Here is a 19,060-nt window from a genome sequence, read left to right on the forward strand (position 1 = left end):
GTCCGAAGTGTGAATCAGATATGACGTCGGCCAACATTGAAGTGTTATCGTGATGTATGGTAACACGGAGCGTCCAACGCTCCCGGCGGGAACGACCGTCGTACCATCCGGGATTGGCATCGGCGGACGACAACTGCCGGTGGAGAGATGGCCACTCCACCGGCCACGCATCGTTTCGAAACCAACAGCGTACGGAGCATCCGACACCCCACCCCCACCACTCCCCTGCTCCCGTTTTTCGGGGTGTTCTCACCGGCCGTGACCCGACAGCCCCGGCGAGGGCCGGTGGGGTTTTCTGCCAGTACGTGTAGCGTCGGGTATGGACGCCGCGCGACTCCCCGGGACCAGCGGACCCGAGCAGATAGTCGCGCACGTGGACATGGACTGCTTCTACGCCGCCTGCGAACAGCGGCGGGAGCCGGCACTCAGGGGCGAACCGCTCGTCGTGGGGATGGGCTACGAGACCGGGACGACCCACGGGGCCGTTGCGACCGCGAGCTACGAGGCGCGGGCGTACGGCGTCGAGTCGGCGATGGCCATCTCCGAAGCGCTGGACCGCCTCCCCCGCAAAGTCGAGGCCGTCGAGGACCCGGAGCTGAGTGTCGAGGACGCGGGGTTCTACCGCCCGGTGGATATGGACTTCTACGAGTCCGTCGCCGCGGATGTCCGGGAGATACTCCACGCGGAAGCGGACGTCGTCCGCGAGGTGAGCATCGACGAGGCGTACCTGGACGTCACCGACCGCGTCTCCTGGGAGACCGTCGAGTCGTGGGCCCAGGACCTGAAAGACACCATCGAGTCGGCGGTGGGCGTGGTGGCGAGTGTCGGCGTCGCACCGACGATGAGCGCCGCGAAGGTGGCAAGCGACCGCGACAAGCCGGACGGTCTGGTCGTCGTTGACCCGGGGACAGTCCGGGAGTTCTTCGCCGACCTGCCCGTCGAGGACGTCCACGGTGTCGGCCCGGTAACCGCCAGAGAGCTCGACGCACTCGATATCGGGACCGCCGGCGACCTCGCGGCCGCCGACCCGGAACTGCTGGCCAGACGCTTCGGCGAGCGCGGCCGCGAGATACGCCGCTACGCCCGCGGCGAGGACGAGCGGTCGGTGACGCCGAAAGGCGACCCCAAGAGCCTCTCGCGGGAGTCCGCGTTCACCGAGGCGACGACCGACTCCGAGGCCAAGTGCCGGCAGGTCCGCACCCTCGCCGAGGCCGTCGCCGACCGCGCCCGGCGGAAGGGCGCGCGCTACCAGACCATCGGCATCAAGGTCGTGACGCCGCCGTTCGACGTGAACACGCGCGCCCGGTCGCTGCCCGGCCCGGTCGAGGAGCCCGAACTGGTCAGACGCGTCGCGCTGAGTCTGCTCGGCGAGTTCGACGACGCCCCGGTCCGGAAGGTCGGCGTTCGCGTCTCGAACCTGGACTTCTCCGCCGGCGAACAGGCTAATCTGGACGGGTTCGGCGGCGGCTCTGGAACCGAGGAGCCGGTCCGTAGCGCCAGCGGTCCCACCGCCACGACAGCCGACGAAGGACAGGTCGGACTCGGGACGTTCGCCGAGAGCGACGAGGACCGCGGGAGTGGCGGGGAGACGGCGACCGGGGAGTCAGACACTGGCGAAGCGCACGTCTCGCTCCCGCCCGACCAGACCACGCTCGCGGACTTCTGACGGCTCAGGCGACGCCGTGCTCAAGGTTCTCCAGTAGCTTCCCCACGAACAGGCCAGCACGCGGCGAGATGGTGTCGTCTGCCGGGACCTCCGTCGGATGGGCGGCCAGCGTGTCGACGAACCGCTGGCTGTGGGTCATCGCGTGCAGCATGTCGACCACGTCGACCACAAGCCCCTCGTCGCTCGTGTCCATCCCGGCGTAGCGCTCCTTCTCCGCGTCGGAGTATGTAATCGTCCAGGCCGGGCCGCCGGCGGCCGCGACGATATCGTCGAGCGGAGCCACTTCCAGGGGACCGTCGGCACTCCCGACGTACACGGTTCCGTCCTCGACGAACGTCTCGTACCTGTCCATGGACAGCCCCCACCGGACGAGTGCGACAAGGCGTGCCATCACAATAGCCGTTACCCCGTCCGGGATTCCGTCCCGAACCTGTTCCACAGTTGATGGTCGTCTGACGGAGAGTTATGGGGCGTGAGCGTCTCCTCCCTTACAGAAACGCATGGCAGAGACCGAACAGATAACTGTCGCGACAACGAGTGGGGGGCCGGGTGGGACCGGGGAACCGGGAGAAACGGTCGATCTTCCGGTGGTGGAACTGCTGACCGGCCGGGGGTTCATCACCGGCAAGAGCGGGTCCGGGAAGTCGAACACGGCGAGTGTCGTCGCCGAGAAGCTGCTTGACAACGGCTTCGGTCTGCTCATCGTCGACATCGACGGTGAGTACTACGGCCTGAAAGAGGAGTACGAGATCCTCCACGTCGGCGGCGACGAGGAGTGTGACATCCAGGTCACTGAGGACCACGCCGGCAAGATCGCCTCGCTGGCACTGGAGCAGAACGTCCCCATCATTCTGGATATCTCGTCGTTCCTCGACGAGGCGGAGGCCGAGACGCTGCTGACAGAAGTGGCCAAGCAACTGTTCGCCAAGGCGAAAAAGCAGAAACAGCCGTTCCTGATGCTCGTCGAGGAGTGCCACGAGTGGATGCCCGAGAAGGGGTCGATGGGCGAGGTCGGGAAGATGCTCATCAAGATCGGGAAGCGCGGTCGGAAACACGGGCTGGGCATCGTCGGCATCAGCCAGCGCCCCGCCGACGTGAAGAAGGACTACATCACCCAGTGTGACTGGCTCGTCTGGCACCGCCTGACCTGGAACAACGACACGAAGGTGGTCGGGCGTATCCTCGACAACAAGTACGCCGACGCCGTCGAGGACTTAGACGACGGCGAGGCGTTCATGATGAACGACTGGGCCGAGCAGGTCAGCCGGGTCCAGTTCCACCGCAAGCAGACGTTCGACGCCGGCGCGACGCCGGGTCTCGACGACTTCGAGCGGCCCGAGCTCAAGTCCGTCAGCGACGACCTCGTCTCCGAGTTAGAGACCATCAGCGAGGACCAGCAGGAGACGGAGAATCGCATCAAGGAACTCCGCGAGGAACTGGACAAGAAGAACTCCCGCATCGCCGAACTGGAGGCGGAACTGCAGGACGCGCGGGACCTCTCGCGGATGGCCGAGCAGTTCACCGAAGCGATGCTGAACCAGGCCGAGGACTACAACCCCGGCCGGACGGAACAGGAGAAGATGCGTCGCCAGCGCGAGCGGTTCGCCGACCAGCCGGCGTCGGACGGTGCGGCAGACGCTGACAGCCCGGATGACGAGCAGCCGCCGGAGCCGGACGAGACAGCCGACGCCACGTCCGGCGGCGGGTTCGGCGACGCGTTCAGCGCCTTCGCCGAGGACGGGGTTGCGACGAACGGTGGGAGCGCGGACGACGGGGCTGCGACGAACGGTCACGCCACACCGGCCGACGGAGCTGCGAACGGAGCCAGCACAGAGGGCGGTGCCGCGGCCACGTCAGTGAACGGGCAGGCTGCGACAGACAGCACTGATGAGGCTGACGACGAGGCGCTGAGAGCGGCAATCGCTGAAGCTGTCGAAGCCGAGCAGTCGGACGGGGACCCCGTCTCAGCCACCGACGGGACCGGGTCCGACTTCGACGGTCCCGCCGTCTACGGCGACCTGCGAGCCGACATCGAGGAGCTAGACCGGAAGACCCGCCGGATGCTCGCGTACTACAGCGAGCAGGGCCCCGGGACGCCGCTGAACGCCCACTTCTCGGCCGGCGGGTCCGGCGACCGGACGGCGGCCTACGCGCGAAACAGGGAACTCCGACTCCGCGGGCTGGTCGAACACGTCGGTCGCGGGAAGTACGACGCCCGGCTGGCGTCGCTGGTTCGGGAAGAGAGCGACCGCCGACTCGACGAGGACGAGGTCGAGTCGGTCGTCTCCCGACTCGAATCTGCGTTTCTGGACGGGGACGGCGACTGAGAAGCCAGTACTGCGACGCCGTTCTACAGGAGCGGTTCGACGAGGTCTTCGAGCGCCGCGCGCGGGTCGTCGGCCTTCGCGACGCCACTTGCCAGCAGGACGCCGGTCGCACCGAGGTCGCTCGCGGACACGAGGTCTTCGCCGGTCGAGATGCCGGCGCCACAGAGTACGTCCACGTCGCCGTTGACGCGGGCGGCGGCGTCGACCGCGCCGGTCACGATGTCCGGGTCGGCCTTGCTGACGGGCGTGCCGGTCCCGATGAGCTCCGGCGGCTCGACGGCGACGCCGTCGGGGTCGAGCGCGGCCGCCGCGCCAATCTGTGCGGGGTTGTTCGCACAGACGATGGTCTCGAGGTCCGCGCGGTCGGCGGCGTCGAGCGCGCCGTCGATGTCCGCGAGCTTGAGCCGGTTCTCGGAGTGGTTCAGGAGCGTCCCGACGGCGCCGGCGTCCGCGGCGGCCTCGGCGAGGGTGCTGCCGGTGTGGCTGCCGTGCTCGACGGCGCTGACGTGCTGGGCCCACGTCTCGACGCCGGTCTCCGCGACAGCACCGATCTGTGCAGCCTGTGGCGCGACGGCGACTCGCACGCCGGAATCGTCGCTGACGTCAGCAGCAGCGGTCGCTACTTCGACTGGGTCACACGGGTACGCCTTCAGATTGACAAGGACGAACATACGAAACGCACCGGCTGCTGTCGGGAAATAGGTTGCGGAGCCGTCGTTTGACAGCGCCTGCCACCGCGGTCCCCGTCTGTCCCGGCCTCCCGCTCTGGGGAGACAATTATTACTGTTCAGCCGAGACAAGAAACGAGACAAGCCGTGACAGCAGGGGATGACGACACACCGACCGTTCTGATAGTCGAGGACGAACAGCACCTGGCCGACCTGTACACCGACTATCTAACGGAGCAGTATCACGTACAGACCGCCTACAGCGGCGAGGAGGGGTTAGACCTCCTCTCGCCCGATATCGACGTTGTGTTGCTCGACCGCCGGATGCCGGTCGTCTCCGGCAACGAGGTGCTCGCACAGATCGAGGAGCGGGGGCTTCGCTGCCGCGTCGCGATGGTCACCGCCGTCGACCCCGACTTCGACATCATCGAGATGCGCGTCGACGACTATCTGGTCAAACCCGTTACCCGCGACGACCTCAAGGAGGTCGTCGACCGGCTGTACAAGGTCCGGGAGTACAACGAGCGTCTCCAGACCCTCACGTCGAAAAAGCTCAAGCGCAACGTCCTCCGGGTCGAGAAGACCAAACGGGAACTGGAGGACAGTACGCGGTATCAGGAGCTCCAGGACGAGATCGCGACGATCTCGTCGAACGTCGATTCGCTCGCGGACGAACTCGACGTCGAGAAAGACGACCTCCGGCTGTGACCTAGTCCTTCCGCTTCACGACGTCGCCGAGCGTGTACTCGCCGTCGCTGCTCCCGCCGGACCACTCCGTCTCGTCGGCGCTGCCGCCGGCGTTCAGGGAGATATCGAGCGCGTTCTCGATTTTCTTCTGGACGTCGTCGCTGGGAAGGGAGTTCCCCTGTTCGAGCTTCCGGATGAGGCTCGCCTTCTCGTTGAGCTGCTTTGCGAGTTCCTCCTGGCTGAGCCCCTGGGACTCCCGGCCCTCGCGGATACGTTCGTGGTAATCCTGTGCGATCTCGTCCATCTCGTCGAACATGTCCCGACGGCGGCCACCGGACCCGCCACCGCCCGACGAACTGGACGAGGCGGACGAACTCGACGACGATGACGAGGACGACGTCGAGTACTTCGTCGACGTAGACGACGTCTCCTCCGTCTTGACCTCCGTGCCGAAGTCGGTACACTCGTCGCAGACGTCGAGTTCGGCCCCCTCGATTTTGACGCGGTTCGGAGACGAAACCTCCGTCCCGCACATCTCGCACTGAACCATACCGACGGCTTGGACGGGGCGCGGTATAAATGGTGCGCTGGCTACTCCAGGGTACCCATCGCGTGATAGAACCGCTGGGCCGCGGTGACGTGGCCGACGACGGCGAACACGACCAGCAGCCAGCCGACCAGTGTCAGGCCGGCCAGCGTGGCCGGGACGAACGCCGCGACGCCCGTGACGACACCGACGAGCGCAAGCCGGTCCGCGCGGCCGAGCAGGCCGCCGTAGACGCGGTCGAGGCCGACCGCCTGTGCCTGCGTCCCGAGGTAGGACGTCATCAGGACGCCGGTGACGGCGGCGATGCCGAGTTCCCACTGGCTCACGCCGGCGGCGAGGCCGACGATGATGCCGATGTCGGCGTAGCGGTCGAGGACGTGGTCCAGCAGGTCGCCGCCCGAGGACGCGATGTCCAGTTCCCGCGCGAGCGCTCCGTCCACGATGTCGAGCCAGCCGTTCAGGAAGACCAGCACTGCGCCGCCGAGATACAGCAGGGGCTCCCGCGCCGCGACGGCGTACACTCCGCCCGCTCCGAGGGCCAGCAGGAACGCGATGACGCTGACGCCGTTCGGGGAGAGTCCAGCGACCTTGGCGGCGCTGACGAACGGCCCGAGCGCGCGGTCGGCCAGCGGGCGGAACTTGTCCAGTGTCATAGCCAGTCGATGTAGGAGACGGTCCCCGCACTCGGCTCGCGCTCCCCGTCCACGACGGCCTGAATCTCCTGTGCCACCTCGTCGGGGTCCCGGTCCGTCGTCTCGATTTCGTACACCGAGTCTGTCCCGTGGGCTTCGACGGCTTCCCCCAGGATGACATCGAGCGCTTCCGACTCCGCGTTCTCGTATGCCTTCGAGTCGTCGTCGCCGCGCTCACGGAGTCGTTCGACGACCGTCTCGGGGTGGGCTCGCAGCACAATCACCCGGTCGGCGTCGAAGTGATGCGCGAGGTGGGATTCGAACAGCACGTCCTCGCGGCCGTCGAGCCACTCGGACAGCCTGTCGAGGTCCGCGACGAGGCTCCCGCGGTCCTCGTCGATACCCGTCGAGAACCCCTCCTCTTTGATGACGTCGTTGAGATGGCACACGTCGAGGCCGTCGTCGAGACGCTCCGTCGCCGTGGTCTTGCCCGTGCCCGGCGTCCCGGTGACGGCGACTCTCACGCCTCGACCACCTCGATGACCTCGTTCAGTACCGAGACGGCGCGCTCCGTGTCCTCGCGGGTCCCGCAGGTGATGCGGATGCACTCGGGCAGTCCGAACGACGAGCAGTCGCGGATGATGACGCCCCGCTCCTGGGCGGCGTCCGCGACGGCCGACGCGTCGCCGACCTCCGCGAGGATGAAGTTCCCCGCACTGTCCCAGGTCGGCGCGTCGAGTTCCGCCGAGAGGTACTGTCGGGCCCACGCGGCGGTGTCGACGGAGCGCTCGACGTGCTCGTCGTCGTCAAGCGCCGCCAGCCCGGCGCGGCAGGCGAGTTCGCTGGCCGAGAACGGCGTGTTGATGCGGGCGTAGGCGTCGGCCCAGTCGTCCGGGACGACCGCGTAGCCGAGTCGAATGCCCGCGAGCCCGTAGGCCTTCGAGAACGTTCGCAGGAGCGCGACGTCGTCGCGGTCGGAAAGCAACGGTCGCTTGCTCGGTCTCCCGGTGAACTCGCCGTAGGCTTCGTCGACGACGACGAGGGTCTGCTCGTCGGTCTGCTCGGCGATTGTTCTGACCGCGTCGGTCGTGAACTCCGCGCCGGTCGGGTTGTGCGGACTGGTGAGGTAGACGATCCGCTCGCCGTCGTAGTCTTTCAGGACGGTGTCGGCGGTCTGGGCGAAGTCGTCGGCCTTCGAGAGCGTGTACTCGTTGACCTCGCCGTGGTGATAGCGGGCGCTCATCGCGTAGTAGGCAAAGCCCGGCGACGGGACGAGCACGTCCTGGCCGGGGTCGAGCATCGCCCGGGCGAGGCAATCGAGCGCGCCGTCGCCGCCGTTGCTCAGCCACACCTGTTCCGGTGTCACGTCCCACAGCTCCGCCAGTTCGTCGACGAGGTCGGCGTGGGAGGCCTTCGGATACGAGTGCATCCGCTCGGCCGCCCCGCGGATGGCCTCGACGGCTTTCGGGCTCGGCCCGTACATGTTCTCGTTCGACGCCAGCTTCACCATGTCGTCCGGGTCGAGACCGAGTTCCCGAGCGACCTCCTCGATACCGCGACCTGCCCGATAGACAGTGTGAGCGGAGAGGTCCCGTGGTTCCATGGCTGTGCAAAACGGACGGGGCGGCTTAAGCGTGCTCACATCGGGCGTGGCCGCGGCTCCCCGGCCAGTCACGCGAGAAATCCGCTGGCGGCCTCCCGTGTGGAACCCGTCGACGACGGGTGGGACACGGAATAGCACGCTCCCCACCGAATCCCTGTCAGTCAGTGGTAATGAGCGTTACGGTGACCCACCGTTCAGTCCCGGAGTCCGCCCCCACCGAAAACGGTAACACACCATCGGACCTGATAGCGTCCAATGCCGCTTCTCATCGATATCCGGAAACTCACGCTCATCACGCGGCTCATCCAGGACGGGGCCGAGCAGGTCGCCGACTCGCTTGCGACGCTGGCCGGCGTCGACGCCGCCGTCGAGATAAAGAGCCTCTCCTTTGTCCAGCCGGAGGACATCGCCACGGAGATGGGCGGCGGGACCATCTACAGCGCTCGCGTCCGACTGACTGAACCGCCCTACGGCGTGTTCCTGATGACCTTCGAGACGGAGACGGCCGCCGAAATCGCGGAGCTGATGACCGGCTCCAGCGTCGACGAGGGGTTCACACAGCTCCACGAGTCCGCACTCCAGGAGATGTGTAACATCCTCACCTCGGGCTTCATCGACGGCATCGCGAACACGCTGAACGCGACCATCAATATGGGGACGCCGACGGTCGTCCAGGACGACACGGCCGAGATTGCCGACAAAGCCCTCTCGCACGTCCGCCGGGACTCGCTGACCATCGTGCTCGACTCGCTCGTCGACATCAAGGAGAGCGACGTGGCGTTTTCCCTTCGCATCTTCCTCATCCCGGACCCCGGCTCGTTCGTCCACCTCATCGACCAACTGGACTACGACGCGGACCGCGAGACGCACATCTCGGCGGACACCGATGCAGTCACAGAGATAGACATGGCCGGTGACGCGGACGCGCTCGACGCCTTCGACACCTCGGAGTGACCACGCCGAACCCACGACGTTGAAGGGGGTCGCGTCCAACCGCCGCATATGAGTGTCGTAAACGCGGCCGTATTCGGGGTGCACCTGATATTCGCCGCGCTGTGGGCTGGAACCGTGTTGTTCATGACCTACGCCGTGCTCCCGACGGCGCTGAACGGCGACTCCTCGCCGGGCCCGCTGTCGGCGATCACCGGAAAGCTCCAGACGGTATCCCGGTCGAGCGCGCTGCTCCTGTTTCTGACGGGTGGGCATCTGGCAGCGACCCGCTACACCGCCGAGTCGCTGACGGGGACCGGCCGCGGGCATCTCGTCATCACGATGATTGTCCTGTGGTTCGTCCTGGCCGGCCTCGTCGAGGTCGGGGCATCGAAGCTCAGCGACGGCTTCGACCAGCAGAAGGTGCGCGAACCGGCCCGGAACGCGCGCCCGTTCCTGCTCGGGGCGTCCGTCGTCGCAATCCTGCTCCTGCTCGACGCCGGAGCGATTCTCGGCCTGTACTGAACGCCTGGCCGACTGTTTTGCCCGTCGGTCCCCGAAACCTGTATCAGCAGATACAAGCCCGCGTCGGGCATACCGACAGCCAATGTGGCCGTGGGGACACCTCGCCGTCGCCTATCTCGTCTACGTCGTCTACACTCGCCTCGACCCGACCCGTCGACAGACTGCGGCGACGCTGACCGCGCTTGCGCTGGGGTCGCAGTTCCCGGACCTGATCGACAAACCGCTCGCCTGGACGTTCGGCGTCCTTCCCTCTGGGCGGTCGCTGGCCCACTCGCTTTTCACGCTCGTTCTCCTCGCCGTAGTCCTGCATCGGGTCGCCGCGTTGTATCGCAGGACGGACCTCTCGGAAGCGTTCACCATCGGTGCGTTCGCACACACGCTGACGGACATGAGCCCGACAGCGGTGGCCGGACTGCTCGGCGGCGACGCCACACAGGTTCAGTGGCTCCGCTTTCTCGTCTGGCCGCTCCGGCCACCGCCGCCCTATGCCAACGACACCTCCTTCGTCGAGCAGTTCGCTTCCCTCTCGTTCGAGCCGTACGTCCTGTTCCAGGTCGGGCTGTTCGGCCTCGCTGTCGCCGTGTGGATCGCGCAGGGGGCACCCGGACTCAGGTCGGTCACTCGTCGGAGCAAAGCGGTGGTGGCGACGCTTTCGGATTAGAGCCGCTCGGCGACGTGGTCGGCACACTTCAATGCGAGCGCGGCGATTGTCAGCGTCGGGTTCATCGACCCGGCGGTGACGAACACCGACGAGGACGCGATGGAGAGGTTCGCCACGTCGTGGGTCCGCAACTGCGGGTCGACCACGCTCTCCTCGGGGTCGGTCCCCATCCGCGTCGTGCCCATGTGGTGGTACGCCGGCCCGGTGTTCTCCGGGCCGACCGTCCAGGAGATGTCGACGCCCAGTTCCGACAGGACAGCGTGTTGAATCTCGTTCGCCCGAGAGAGTGACCGCCCCAACCGGTCGCCCCACGACCACTGGATGTCCGGCACCGGGTTCCCGTGGTCGTCCGTCGTCGACGTGTCCAGCGTCACCCGGTTCTCCTCCCGCGGCGGTTGACCGACCAGCCCGCCCATGGCGATGCTGTTGCCGTAGGCGTCCCGGAGGTTCGACAGCAGCGTGTCGCCCCACTCCTCGCCGGAGAGCGCGAGTTCGACCGGCGACGGGCCGGCGTAGTTCAGGAACTCCAGTTTCAGCGGCGACAGCGCCTCGTCGGAGGCCTCGACGACCGTCTCGCCGTCCGCGACGCGTTCGACCGGCTGGCCCGGTTTGTCGTAGAACTGGTGGCACTCGCTGGTGAGAAAGCCGACGTGGTTCTGTCGCGTCTCCCGGTCGAGCGTGCCGCCGGCGCCGGCAAACAGGTGGTCCATGAAGTAGTGGCCGACGAGGCCGGACCCGTTGGCCAGCCCGTCCGGGTGGTCCTCGCTCGCCGACAGGAGGAGGAGCCGCGGCGTCTCGACGCCGCCCGCTGCGACGACGAACTCGCGGGCCGTCTGGCGGTGTTCGGTCCCGTCCGGCGTCGCGTAGACGGCCGCCTCGACGCGTCCCTCGGCGTCGGTTTCGAGGCGCTGGACCGGGACGCGGTCGATGACGCGTGCCCCCTCGGTTTCGGCGTCCTCGATGTGGGCGCTGGCGTCGTATTTCGCACCCGAGGGACAGACGGGCTGGCAGGTCCCGTAGCCGACACACGGCCCGCGACCGTCGTACGGCTCGGAGTTGCGGGCGTTGGGGACGGAGTGCATCGTGACGCCCAATCGCTCGCAGGCCTCGGCGAACAGCGAGTCGCTGTACGACGGCGGAAATCCGGGCAGGGGATACGCACCGTCCCGCGGCGGCGCGAAGGGGTTGTCCGCGTCGCCGGCGACGCCCAGCGCCCGCTCGGCGTCGGCGTAGTACGGCCGCAGGTCGTCGTAGTCGATAGGCCACGCGGGGTCGTCGGTGTCGTGGCTCCCGTCGAAATCTGCGGGGTGCAACCGCATCACCATCCCCTGCCAGTGCAGCGTCGACCCGCCGACGCCTTTCACCCGGGAGACGTTCAGCGGGTAGTACCGTTCGCCGCTCGTGTTGAACGCGTCGCGGTCGCCGCCCATCCCCCAGACTGAGCCGTGGTCGCCGGGCCGGATCGCCGCCTCCATCTGCTCGTCGCGCTTTTCCCTGTCGAACCGCGGCCCGGCCTCTAAAACAACAACGTCGTGCCCGTCGTTGGCGAGGTGGCTCGCGACGAGTGCCCCTGCCGGCCCGGCCCCGACGACACAGACGTCCGCTCGCTCGGACGGCTCCCGGTCCATCTCAGCAGGAGTTAGGCAAGCCTAAACTTATACGTTGGCATCTCAGGTGTTCTGTGTCCGGCGGCGAAGACCCTCCATTCGATTGCTCGCTCCGGTCGACCGTTCCGTGCTTCGAATCTCCGAGGGCCTTCGCTGGTCGCGTCCGCCCCTCGTAGAACGGGCGTGGCGGGATTCGAACCACGGTCGGACGTGCTCGCTTCGCTGCGCGCGACCTCCCTGATTAGAATCCCTCACGTTTCGCTATCGGCCTCGCTCCGCTCGGCACGATAGCGGGCGTGGCGGGATTCGAACCCGCGTTCTAGGGGTTAGGAACCCCTCGCCCTGGTCCACTAGGCCACACGCCCTACCGGGTGGTCGATAGAACGGAGAAAAATCCTTTCGTTATCACTATCGCCCGCTGAAAACGGAGAAGTGGTTGAGGTTACGTCTCGGATTCCGTCGCCTTCTCGGAAGACTCGGCCGCGTCCACGGTGGACGCGTCGGTGCCCTCTGCAGCGCCGCCCTCACGCATCTCTTCGAGTTCCTGCTCGACTTCCTCGCGCCCCTTCTGGAACTCGCCCATGGCTTCGCCGGTCGACCGCGCTAGCTTTGGGATCTTGTTCGCGCCGAACAGTAGGACGGCGATGAGGAGGATGACCATCATCTCCGTCGTCCCGGGCATCCCCGGGAACAGTACTCCGAGTGTCGCTGTCATTGTATCCGAAGGTTACGTGGTTGCTATTATAACCTTTTTGCTCAGGAGGGCCTGCCAGGCGAGTCACCGCTGTCAGGACCTGCTCCGCAGCGACCGGTAGTAACCCGCAGAAAGGATGTGGGATACAGGCGAGTCTCGTCCGCTCAGGCAGCAGAAACGGCCTCGCCGAGAACCGTCGGCGAGGCCCGGCATGGGGGAGTGGGGTGGTGGTGTGGGTCGGAAGGGCAATACGAGACACCACGTCTCCGGCCGTTCGGTGTCTCTGGCTGGGTACGGCACGTCGACAGATAGACCGCTACATGCCCACGGCAACAGGTCGATAGCTGTGGTTGTCTAGATGACACGACGTCCGTGGCCATGGTCTGCGTGCGTGGTCTGTCCGGATGCGGGTTCGCACCCGCATCTACGGCTACGTGCTACTGTCGATTTATTATACGTTCGTTAAGCCGCTGCTTACTGGGTACACCGCCGGGTCGATGGGCAACCCCGCCCGGAGATATAACTACTGTCGGGCGCTCAGTGATACCAGATGCCGGCCGATAGCCACACGATGGAAGTCACGAGCGGGCAAGAGGTAACGATTCGACCGATCAAACCCGTCGGAGAGGACGTCGTTCGGGTCGATGTAGAGGCTGACGGGGTGTGGCGACTCGACATCACGCGCGACGGCGAAATTGCAGACGTCGTCACGACCCGGGCCGCTGACGGGACACTTGCGGACCGCGAACTGCCCGAGTGGATCGACGAGGTCACGGCGAAGTTCGCGCAGTTCTGACCGGGTCCGGACTCGACCGCGTCGGAAAGGGTTTTACCTGCCAGGACCCAGGTCGGCAGTATGGTATCAGTCGGAGACGCTGCGCCCGATTTCACGGCACCGATTGCAAACGGCGACGTCGATGAGATAACGCTGTCCGAGGCACTCGACGACGGGCCTGTAGCTCTCGCGTTCTTTCCGGGGGCGTTCACGAGCGTGTGCAGCCACGAGATGAACACGTTCCAGGACCGCCTCGACGAGCTCAACGAGGCGGGGGCGACGCTGTACGGTGTCAGCATCGACACACCGTTCTCACAGAACGCGTTCCGGGACGAACTGGGACTCGAGTTCGACCTCATCAGCGACTCCGGACGGGAGATTGTCGACGCCTTCGACATCTCGATGGACTTCGAAGCGCTCGGCGTTCCGAACGTAGCCAAACGAGCCGTCTTCGTCATCGACGAGAGCCAAGAAGTCACGTACGCCTGGGTCAGCGACGACCCAGGCGTCGAACCCGACTACGACGAAGTCATCGACGCCGCGACCTGATCGCACCGGTGGGGGATTTTTCGCTGTGGGTCGTCTGGGTTGTGGTATGAGCGCTGACAGAGACGACACCAGCGGCCGTATTTACAACCCCGATGCGGACCACGTGTTTCCGGACGGGCGACTGAACGCCGTTCTCGACACCGTCACGACTGACGAGGAGATCCAGGCCTATCTCGAGGCCCAGAACGTCAACCCCGTCGCCCGCAAGCGGTACAACGACCACGGTGCGAAACACATCGACATCGTCCGGAACCGAGCGCTGTGCCTGTATGACCTCCTCAAACAGGGCGGGGTCGAGTTCAACGGCGCGGCCGACCACGGACTCGACGAGGCCGACGAGGCAGTTATCATCGCCCTTGCGACGACGCTCCACGACGTCGGGCACGTCGTCCACCGCGATGCACATCCGTACTACTCGATTCCGCTCGCGGCCGATATCCTCGATGACATCCTCCCGGAGTTCTACGACATCCGCCAGTCAGTCCAGGTAAAGGGCGAGGTACTCCACGCGATCCTCTGTCATCACACCGAAGAGACCCCCCTGACGCTCGAAGCGGGCGTCGTTCGCGTCGCCGACGCCCTGGACATGGAACGTGGCCGTTCGCGGATTCCGTACAAACGCGGCGGTCGCGGTATCGATACTGTCTCCAGCCAGGCCATCGAGACGGTGACGCTCACCGCGGGTGATGACTACCCCGTTCTCGTCGAAATCGAGATGAACAACGCGGCCGGCGTCTATCAGGTCGACAATCTTCTGAAAGCCAAGCTCAGAGACTCTAGCCTGGAGGAACACGTCCGCATCGTCGCAATCAACACCCGAGAAGACGGCGACCAGATCGTCGAACGAATCGAGCTCTGAGAGGAGCGACCCAACGGTTTTGTACCGTGCTTCCCTATCAGTGCCTATGAGTCTCACACCCATGGATGAGCCGCGGGGTGCCCGGGGCGAGGCGGCCGACGGCGACGTGCCGCCGCCCTCGCTCCTGGAACGGGTCAGACACCGGGTGCGCTCAGCCATTGAGACCATTTCGATTGGGGAGCAATGCCTCCAGTGGCTCGATACGCGTGGTCGAGACAAACCACGATCGAAGATCCACACCGACGGGTTCGCCGACGACGTCGTTGCGCCACCGGAGTGCCCAGCGGTCGGTGACCTTCCGACGCGGTCACGGCCGTTTACATACCCGACGCGGAATCACATGGAAAACAACACTGTCGACCTCGTCGCTATCGAATCCGACGACCGACTGACGGTGACACATCCCGACAACTCGGAGGCGAGCATCTCGTCTGACGTGTGGGAATCTGTCGAGCAGTAGGCGCCTCTGCTGGCCTGCTTTCTCGTCGGTGACCGAAAACCGGTGAGCCGTGCCCGTGTTATACTGACAATTGAGACGGTCTACACACCGACTGCACTGCCGTCGTGCGTTCGGGTGTGCCCTGATGTTCGTTGGCTACCACAGTTGGAGGGAGGAGAAGACGAAAACAGCAGAGGGGGCGACCGGTGCCCCGTCAGAGGTCGTACTGTGCGATGTTGCCGGAGCCACAGGCTGGGCAGGTAGTTATATCCGTTTCGATGGTGGTTCCACAGCGCCGACACTCCAGATGCGACCGCTGTCGAGTCCCCACGACCCGGCGTAACTGCTCTATCATACTGTTCGACAGGAGGGCAGGGGTGATATAACCGGGCAATTCGTGGCGGAAGTGAAAACCGCAGGACGCGACGCTTATCTCGACGGGGCCGTCAGCCGAGCGTCAGACGCTGCTGTCTCACCGTCCGGCCTGTCCGTTCGCCGCTACGCTCGCGGATGCTCTCGGCGGTCCCGCTTGCCGGACGCGTACAGAAGTGCCATGAACAGACCAACCGCGAACAACCAGGCCACTACCAGCCAGAGCACCACCGATGGGACCCCACTCCCGAGCATGATATGTAAGCGACACTGTCCGTACTTAATTAGTAACACCGTATCGAGAGCTGACACAGCATAAAACAGCGTATAACGTCTCTATAGCTGCTGAGAATGGCGTAAGTCGCTCCCTACACTCCTCACTGGCACTTTGCGCGTGCGAACTGGGCGGTGGTCCCAGGCGCCCATCCGTCCGGGGGCGACGCCCAGATATTTTTGTCCGTGCCGACGTAGCCATCACCGATGACGGGAACAGCCGCGGCCGAGCCCACTGTGACGACGTTCACGTCGACTGTCGACCGTATCGATACGACCGATGTCGTGCTGACGGAGACGTACTTCTACCCCGAAGGCGGCGGACAGCCGGCGGACCGGGGGACACTCGGCGGCGTCGAGGTCGTCGACGTACAGCACCGAAACGGCGAGATCGTCCACGAACTGGCCGAACCGCCGGCGTTCGACCCGGGCGAGACGGTCGAAGGAAACGTCGACGCGGCGTTTCGGACGTACTGTATGCGTGCCCACACGGCCAGTCACGTCCTCTATGGCGCCGGTCGCCGGGTGCTGTCGGACCTGGGCTACGGCGGCTTCGACATCAGCGCGACAGTGTCGGACGACGACGGAGATGGTACCCTCGGGCCCGCTATCAGCGGGAAGGTGCGGGTGGATTTCGAGACGACAACGGAGATCGACGACGAGACGCTCACCGAACTCGAACGGCTGACCAACCGCGCTGTCTGGGAGTCCTACGACGTGACCTGGGAAGAGATTCCGCGTGACGAGGCACTGGACCGCGACGACATCGCGTTCAACACGAAGACCGAAGAGGGAATCGAGGGCGAGACGGTCCGGGTCGTCAGCATCGAAGACTGGGACGTGGCGGCCTGTGGTGGCACCCACGTCGCGAACACGCGCGAAATCGGGCCGGTGACTGTGCTCGGTCGGTCCAACCCCGGTGAGGGACTGACCCGCGTCGAGTTCGCCGTCGGCCCACGAGCGATTCGCCAGCGCGCGACCGAGCACGAGCGGGCGATGACTGCCGCCCAGTCGCTGGACACGAACGTTGCGGAGCTCCCGGCCGCTGTGGACGGACTCCAGTCGGAGCGCGACGACCTCCGGGACACGGTGTCGACCCTCCGAGAGCGCCTCGTCGATGCCCGTATCGCTGACCTGCGCGACGACGCCGTCGAAGTGGACGGGCGGACGTGGCTCGTCGGCACCGTCACGGGTCTCGACGCGAACGCACTGGCCGACCGAGCGGAGCGCGCTGTCGGTGACGGTATCCACGTCGCCGCGCTGGTGGACGCCGACGGCCAGTATCTGGGCGTCGCGACGACCGGCGGCGTCGACGCCGGCGACGTGGTCGACCGGGTGACGACGGAGTTCGGTGGCGGTGGGGGCGGGCGGCCTACCGTCGCGCAGGGCGGGGGACTCGGTGCTGACGGGGACGATGTCGTCGCGTTCCTCCGGGACGTGACAGCGGCGGTAGACGCCAGCGACTGAACTCACTCCCCGCGGTTCGGCGCACTGCCCAACCGCGTAACCTCGTTTCGCAGCGCGTCCCGCTTCAACAGCGCGAACCCGAGGAGGATACAGACGAAGCCGACACCCGTGTGTACCGTCGGCGTCTCACCGAGGAACAGCAGTCCAGTGGCGGCGGCAACGACCGGCGCGGCGTAGGAGACGAGGTTGATTTCGATGGGCCCGAGCCGCTCCAGCAGGTCGAAGTAGATGAGAAAGCCCAGCGCGCTGGCGACGACGACCAGATACAGCAGGGCCAGCACGGCATCGGCAGTCCACCGGACATCAGCAATCGATTCGGAGGCACCGAGACTGACGCCGTGCATGAGCACCGCACCGAGGAGCATCGACCACGCTTCCATCGTCTCTATCTCCAGGTCGTCGTCGAACCGCCGGGTCAGCACGCTCCCGAGGGCAAATGACGTGGCCGCGAGGAACACCAGAAACAGCGACACGGTTCGGGGGTCGAGGAGGTTCGACGGGTCGGGGTTGCTGAGGACGCCGACACCGACGAACCCCACGAGGAGACCGACGATGCCCAGCGCCGTGAGCCGTTCGTCCGGGAGGAGCGCACGCGCGAATCCGGTCGTGAGAATCGGCGAGAGGCTGACGACGATAGCGGCGGCGGCACTGGTGGTTCCCTGCTCGCCGACGAACAGGAAGATATGGTACGCGGCTATCATGAGCGACCCGCCGATACCAACGACGGTCCAGTCGGTGCGACCCTGCGGGACCCACTGGTCGGTGGCGTACACCGCGTAGCCGAGCATCAACAGTCCGGCGAGGTCGTACCGGAACGCCGCAAACAGGACGGGCGGAAAGTACTCCAGCCCGGCCTTGATGGCGGTGAAGGCGCTCCCCCAGGCGACAGCGAGCGCGACGAAGAGGATGGCGTTGCGGAACCGCATCGGCCGCTCAGTCGGCCGCCTCGCCGTCGTCTCCCGGCTCGTACGTCTCCGCGATGGCGTCCAGGGCCTCGTGGTGTTCCGTCGTGTGCGGTGCAGTCAGCGGCGAGACGCTGACCTGCCCGTCGACGACGGCGCGGCGGTCGGTCCCCTCGGGGTCGGGGACGTCGCCCTCGGCCATGTGCTCCCAGATGCGGTCGTGGAGCGTCACGGCGTCGCCCTCCTGGACGGCGTCCATCTCGTACAGGCGGGACGGTCGCGTGACCGTCATCGGCGCGTCGCCCCATTCGGCGACAGGGGCGTTGATGTTCAGGTAGTCACACTGTTCGAACACGCCGGCGTCGACGGCGTGGTCGGCGAGGTAGGTCGTCGCCTTGACGGCCTCGCCGTAGCTGTCACCGTTGGCCTCGATATCAGAGAAGGCGGCGTCCTCGCGGACCGGGATGTACATCGAGACGGCCATCGCCGGCACGTCGAAGAAGGTGGCCTCGACGGCGGCGCTGACGGTCCCGGAGCGACCGAGGACGTACGCGCCGAGGTTCGCTCCGCGGTTACAGCCCGCGACGACGAGGTCGGTGTCTGTGACGAGCGCCTCGAGCCCCGCCACGACGCAGTCCGACGGGGTCCCCTCGACGGCGTATCCGAGCTCGTGCTCGTGAACGGTCACCTCGTGCGAGATAGCCCGGCCGACCGCGCTCTGGTCCTCCGCCGGGGCGACTGCAGTCACGTCGCCGACTGTCGAGAGACCGTCGTACACCGCCCGGAGGCCGGCGCTCTCGATGCCGTCGTCGTTTGTCAGCAGAATCGTCGGCTCGTCCATACGCTCCGTCAGGTCGTCTTCGAGAAAAGCCCACCG

At 66.1% G+C, this 19,060-nt stretch carries 22 protein-coding genes and 1 tRNA gene; 11 read left to right on the forward strand and 12 right to left on the reverse strand.

Annotated features, from left to right (window positions below):
• The first annotated feature begins 319 nt into the window (after nucleotides 1-319).
• The gene (gene dinB, locus KZ498_RS08775; protein WP_312618310.1) at nucleotides 320-1,666 is read left to right on the forward strand and encodes a DNA polymerase IV; all 1,347 of its coding nucleotides are present in this window, start codon (nucleotides 320-322) and stop codon (nucleotides 1,664-1,666) included.
• 4 nt (nucleotides 1,667-1,670) lie between these two features.
• Here dinB and KZ498_RS08780 read toward each other — a convergent pair whose 3' ends face one another.
• Nucleotides 1,671-2,018 carry a hypothetical protein gene (locus KZ498_RS08780; protein WP_312618518.1) on the reverse strand — a complete coding sequence of 116 codons (348 nt, stop codon included), beginning with the start codon at nucleotides 2,016-2,018 and terminating at the stop codon, nucleotides 1,671-1,673.
• Between the two features lie 148 nt (nucleotides 2,019-2,166).
• On the opposite strand from KZ498_RS08780, the gene KZ498_RS08785 reads away from it, so the two are divergent.
• Nucleotides 2,167-3,993, forward strand: coding sequence for a helicase HerA domain-containing protein (locus KZ498_RS08785; RefSeq protein ID WP_312618311.1), 1,827 nt, complete (start codon nucleotides 2,167-2,169; stop codon nucleotides 3,991-3,993).
• A gap of 23 nt (nucleotides 3,994-4,016) precedes the next feature.
• On the opposite strand, the gene tpiA is transcribed toward KZ498_RS08785, so the two are convergent.
• Nucleotides 4,017-4,664, reverse strand: coding sequence for a triose-phosphate isomerase (gene tpiA / locus KZ498_RS08790; RefSeq protein ID WP_004515640.1), 648 nt, complete (start codon nucleotides 4,662-4,664; stop codon nucleotides 4,017-4,019).
• Between the two features lie 144 nt (nucleotides 4,665-4,808).
• On the opposite strand from tpiA, the gene KZ498_RS08795 reads away from it, so the two are divergent.
• Nucleotides 4,809-5,369 carry a response regulator gene (locus tag KZ498_RS08795; RefSeq protein ID WP_312618312.1) on the forward strand — a complete coding sequence of 187 codons (561 nt, stop codon included), beginning with the start codon at nucleotides 4,809-4,811 and terminating at the stop codon, nucleotides 5,367-5,369.
• A gap of 1 nt (nucleotide 5,370) precedes the next feature.
• On the opposite strand, the gene KZ498_RS08800 is transcribed toward KZ498_RS08795, so the two are convergent.
• From KZ498_RS08800 to hisC, 4 genes are read right to left on the reverse strand one after another with little or no spacing between them, the layout of a single operon-like run.
• Nucleotides 5,371-5,898, reverse strand: coding sequence for a multiprotein bridging factor aMBF1 (locus KZ498_RS08800; RefSeq protein ID WP_312618313.1), 528 nt, complete (start codon nucleotides 5,896-5,898; stop codon nucleotides 5,371-5,373).
• 41 nt (nucleotides 5,899-5,939) lie between these two features.
• Nucleotides 5,940-6,548: a CDP-alcohol phosphatidyltransferase family protein gene (locus KZ498_RS08805; protein WP_312618314.1), complete on the reverse strand. Its 609-nt coding sequence runs from the start codon at nucleotides 6,546-6,548 to the stop codon at nucleotides 5,940-5,942.
• Nucleotides 6,545-7,051, reverse strand: coding sequence for an adenylate kinase family protein (locus KZ498_RS08810; protein WP_312618315.1), 507 nt, complete (start codon nucleotides 7,049-7,051; stop codon nucleotides 6,545-6,547). Before KZ498_RS08810 ends, KZ498_RS08805 begins: the two co-directional genes overlap by 4 nt.
• Nucleotides 7,048-8,130: a histidinol-phosphate transaminase gene (gene hisC / locus KZ498_RS08815; protein ID WP_312618316.1), complete on the reverse strand. Its 1,083-nt coding sequence runs from the start codon at nucleotides 8,128-8,130 to the stop codon at nucleotides 7,048-7,050. Before hisC ends, KZ498_RS08810 begins: the two co-directional genes overlap by 4 nt.
• A gap of 255 nt (nucleotides 8,131-8,385) precedes the next feature.
• On the opposite strand from hisC, the gene KZ498_RS08820 reads away from it, so the two are divergent.
• From KZ498_RS08820 to KZ498_RS08830, 3 genes are all read left to right on the forward strand, one after another.
• Nucleotides 8,386-9,084, forward strand: coding sequence for a chemotaxis protein CheC (locus KZ498_RS08820; protein ID WP_312618317.1), 699 nt, complete (start codon nucleotides 8,386-8,388; stop codon nucleotides 9,082-9,084).
• Nucleotides 9,085-9,132: 48 nt separating this feature from the next.
• Nucleotides 9,133-9,585: a transporter gene (locus tag KZ498_RS08825; protein WP_312618318.1), complete on the forward strand. Its 453-nt coding sequence runs from the start codon at nucleotides 9,133-9,135 to the stop codon at nucleotides 9,583-9,585.
• 82 nt (nucleotides 9,586-9,667) lie between these two features.
• Nucleotides 9,668-10,246 carry a metal-dependent hydrolase gene (locus KZ498_RS08830; protein WP_312618319.1) on the forward strand — a complete coding sequence of 193 codons (579 nt, stop codon included), beginning with the start codon at nucleotides 9,668-9,670 and terminating at the stop codon, nucleotides 10,244-10,246.
• Here KZ498_RS08830 and KZ498_RS08835 read toward each other — a convergent pair.
• The 3 genes from KZ498_RS08835 to KZ498_RS08845 all read right to left on the reverse strand — a co-directional run bounded on the left by KZ498_RS08835 (nucleotide 10,243) and on the right by KZ498_RS08845 (nucleotide 12,535).
• Nucleotides 10,243-11,874 (reverse strand): GMC family oxidoreductase, encoded by a 1,632-nt coding sequence (locus KZ498_RS08835; RefSeq protein ID WP_312618320.1) that lies wholly within the window; start codon nucleotides 11,872-11,874, stop codon nucleotides 10,243-10,245. The genes KZ498_RS08830 and KZ498_RS08835 overlap by 4 nt on opposite strands.
• A 270-nt stretch (nucleotides 11,875-12,144) precedes the next feature.
• A tRNA-Arg gene (locus KZ498_RS08840) sits at nucleotides 12,145-12,218 on the reverse strand.
• Between the two features lie 77 nt (nucleotides 12,219-12,295).
• Nucleotides 12,296-12,535 (reverse strand): twin-arginine translocase TatA/TatE family subunit, encoded by a 240-nt coding sequence (locus tag KZ498_RS08845; protein WP_312618519.1) that lies wholly within the window; start codon nucleotides 12,533-12,535, stop codon nucleotides 12,296-12,298.
• Nucleotides 12,536-13,097: 562 nt separating this feature from the next.
• On the opposite strand from KZ498_RS08845, the gene KZ498_RS08850 reads away from it, so the two are divergent.
• The 4 genes from KZ498_RS08850 to KZ498_RS08865 are packed head-to-tail and all read left to right on the forward strand — an operon-like array spanning nucleotide 13,098 to nucleotide 15,190.
• The gene (locus KZ498_RS08850; RefSeq protein WP_312618321.1) at nucleotides 13,098-13,343 is read left to right on the forward strand and encodes a hypothetical protein; all 246 of its coding nucleotides are present in this window, start codon (nucleotides 13,098-13,100) and stop codon (nucleotides 13,341-13,343) included.
• 60 nt (nucleotides 13,344-13,403) lie between these two features.
• A complete protein-coding gene (locus KZ498_RS08855) occupies nucleotides 13,404-13,871 on the forward strand; it encodes a redoxin domain-containing protein (protein ID WP_312618322.1) in 468 nt (155 codons plus the stop codon).
• Nucleotides 13,872-13,917: 46 nt separating this feature from the next.
• Nucleotides 13,918-14,730 (forward strand): HD domain-containing protein, encoded by an 813-nt coding sequence (locus tag KZ498_RS08860; protein WP_312618323.1) that lies wholly within the window; start codon nucleotides 13,918-13,920, stop codon nucleotides 14,728-14,730.
• Between the two features lie 46 nt (nucleotides 14,731-14,776).
• Nucleotides 14,777-15,190: a hypothetical protein gene (locus KZ498_RS08865; protein WP_312618324.1), complete on the forward strand. Its 414-nt coding sequence runs from the start codon at nucleotides 14,777-14,779 to the stop codon at nucleotides 15,188-15,190.
• Nucleotides 15,191-15,383: 193 nt separating this feature from the next.
• Here the strand turns inward: KZ498_RS08865 and KZ498_RS08870 are convergent, their stop codons facing one another.
• Entirely contained in the window at nucleotides 15,384-15,524 is a 141-nt protein-coding gene (locus tag KZ498_RS08870; protein ID WP_312618325.1) for a hypothetical protein, read from the reverse strand.
• A 497-nt stretch (nucleotides 15,525-16,021) separates the two neighbouring features.
• On the opposite strand from KZ498_RS08870, the gene KZ498_RS08875 reads away from it, so the two are divergent.
• Nucleotides 16,022-17,281 (forward strand): DHHA1 domain-containing protein, encoded by a 1,260-nt coding sequence (locus KZ498_RS08875; RefSeq protein ID WP_312618326.1) that lies wholly within the window; start codon nucleotides 16,022-16,024, stop codon nucleotides 17,279-17,281.
• Between the two features lie 2 nt (nucleotides 17,282-17,283).
• Here KZ498_RS08875 and KZ498_RS08880 read toward each other — a convergent pair whose 3' ends face one another.
• Entirely contained in the window at nucleotides 17,284-18,207 is a 924-nt protein-coding gene (locus KZ498_RS08880; protein WP_312618327.1) for a DMT family transporter, read from the reverse strand.
• A 7-nt stretch (nucleotides 18,208-18,214) separates the two neighbouring features.
• Nucleotides 18,215-19,024, reverse strand: coding sequence for a 5'/3'-nucleotidase SurE (gene surE, locus KZ498_RS08885; RefSeq protein WP_312618328.1), 810 nt, complete (start codon nucleotides 19,022-19,024; stop codon nucleotides 18,215-18,217).
• Nucleotides 19,025-19,060 lie beyond the last annotated feature (36 nt).

It is taken from the genome of Haloarcula sp. 1CSR25-25, from assembly GCF_032027985.1.
Taxonomy (GTDB): Archaea; Halobacteriota; Halobacteria; order Halobacteriales; family Haloarculaceae; genus Haloarcula.

Bases quoted from the DNA above. Each gene is read 5' to 3' on its own strand.
- KZ498_RS08800 (WP_312618313.1), bottom strand. From the start codon at position 5,898: ATGGTTCAGTGCGAGATGTGCGGGACGGAGGTTTCGTCTCCGAACCGC.
- KZ498_RS08850 (WP_312618321.1), top strand. From the start codon at position 13,098: ATGCCGGCCGATAGCCACACGATGGAAGTCACGAGCGGGCAAGAGGTA.
- hisC (WP_312618316.1), bottom strand. From the start codon at position 8,130: ATGGAACCACGGGACCTCTCCGCTCACACTGTCTATCGGGCAGGTCGC.
- KZ498_RS08805 (WP_312618314.1), bottom strand. From the start codon at position 6,548: ATGACACTGGACAAGTTCCGCCCGCTGGCCGACCGCGCGCTCGGGCCG.
- KZ498_RS08880 (WP_312618327.1), bottom strand. From the start codon at position 18,207: ATGCGGTTCCGCAACGCCATCCTCTTCGTCGCGCTCGCTGTCGCCTGG.
- KZ498_RS08860 (WP_312618323.1), top strand. From the start codon at position 13,918: ATGAGCGCTGACAGAGACGACACCAGCGGCCGTATTTACAACCCCGAT.
- surE (WP_312618328.1), bottom strand. From the start codon at position 19,024: ATGGACGAGCCGACGATTCTGCTGACAAACGACGACGGCATCGAGAGC.
- KZ498_RS08875 (WP_312618326.1), top strand. From the start codon at position 16,022: ATGACGGGAACAGCCGCGGCCGAGCCCACTGTGACGACGTTCACGTCG.
- KZ498_RS08870 (WP_312618325.1), bottom strand. From the start codon at position 15,524: ATGATAGAGCAGTTACGCCGGGTCGTGGGGACTCGACAGCGGTCGCAT.
- KZ498_RS08780 (WP_312618518.1), bottom strand. From the start codon at position 2,018: ATGGACAGGTACGAGACGTTCGTCGAGGACGGAACCGTGTACGTCGGG.
- dinB (WP_312618310.1), top strand. From the start codon at position 320: ATGGACGCCGCGCGACTCCCCGGGACCAGCGGACCCGAGCAGATAGTC.
- KZ498_RS08830 (WP_312618319.1), top strand. From the start codon at position 9,668: ATGTGGCCGTGGGGACACCTCGCCGTCGCCTATCTCGTCTACGTCGTC.
- KZ498_RS08835 (WP_312618320.1), bottom strand. From the start codon at position 11,874: ATGGACCGGGAGCCGTCCGAGCGAGCGGACGTCTGTGTCGTCGGGGCC.
- KZ498_RS08785 (WP_312618311.1), top strand. From the start codon at position 2,167: ATGGCAGAGACCGAACAGATAACTGTCGCGACAACGAGTGGGGGGCCG.
- KZ498_RS08820 (WP_312618317.1), top strand. From the start codon at position 8,386: ATGCCGCTTCTCATCGATATCCGGAAACTCACGCTCATCACGCGGCTC.
- KZ498_RS08825 (WP_312618318.1), top strand. From the start codon at position 9,133: ATGAGTGTCGTAAACGCGGCCGTATTCGGGGTGCACCTGATATTCGCC.
- KZ498_RS08865 (WP_312618324.1), top strand. From the start codon at position 14,777: ATGAGTCTCACACCCATGGATGAGCCGCGGGGTGCCCGGGGCGAGGCG.
- KZ498_RS08845 (WP_312618519.1), bottom strand. From the start codon at position 12,535: ATGCCCGGGACGACGGAGATGATGGTCATCCTCCTCATCGCCGTCCTA.
- KZ498_RS08855 (WP_312618322.1), top strand. From the start codon at position 13,404: ATGGTATCAGTCGGAGACGCTGCGCCCGATTTCACGGCACCGATTGCA.
- tpiA (WP_004515640.1), bottom strand. From the start codon at position 4,664: ATGTTCGTCCTTGTCAATCTGAAGGCGTACCCGTGTGACCCAGTCGAA.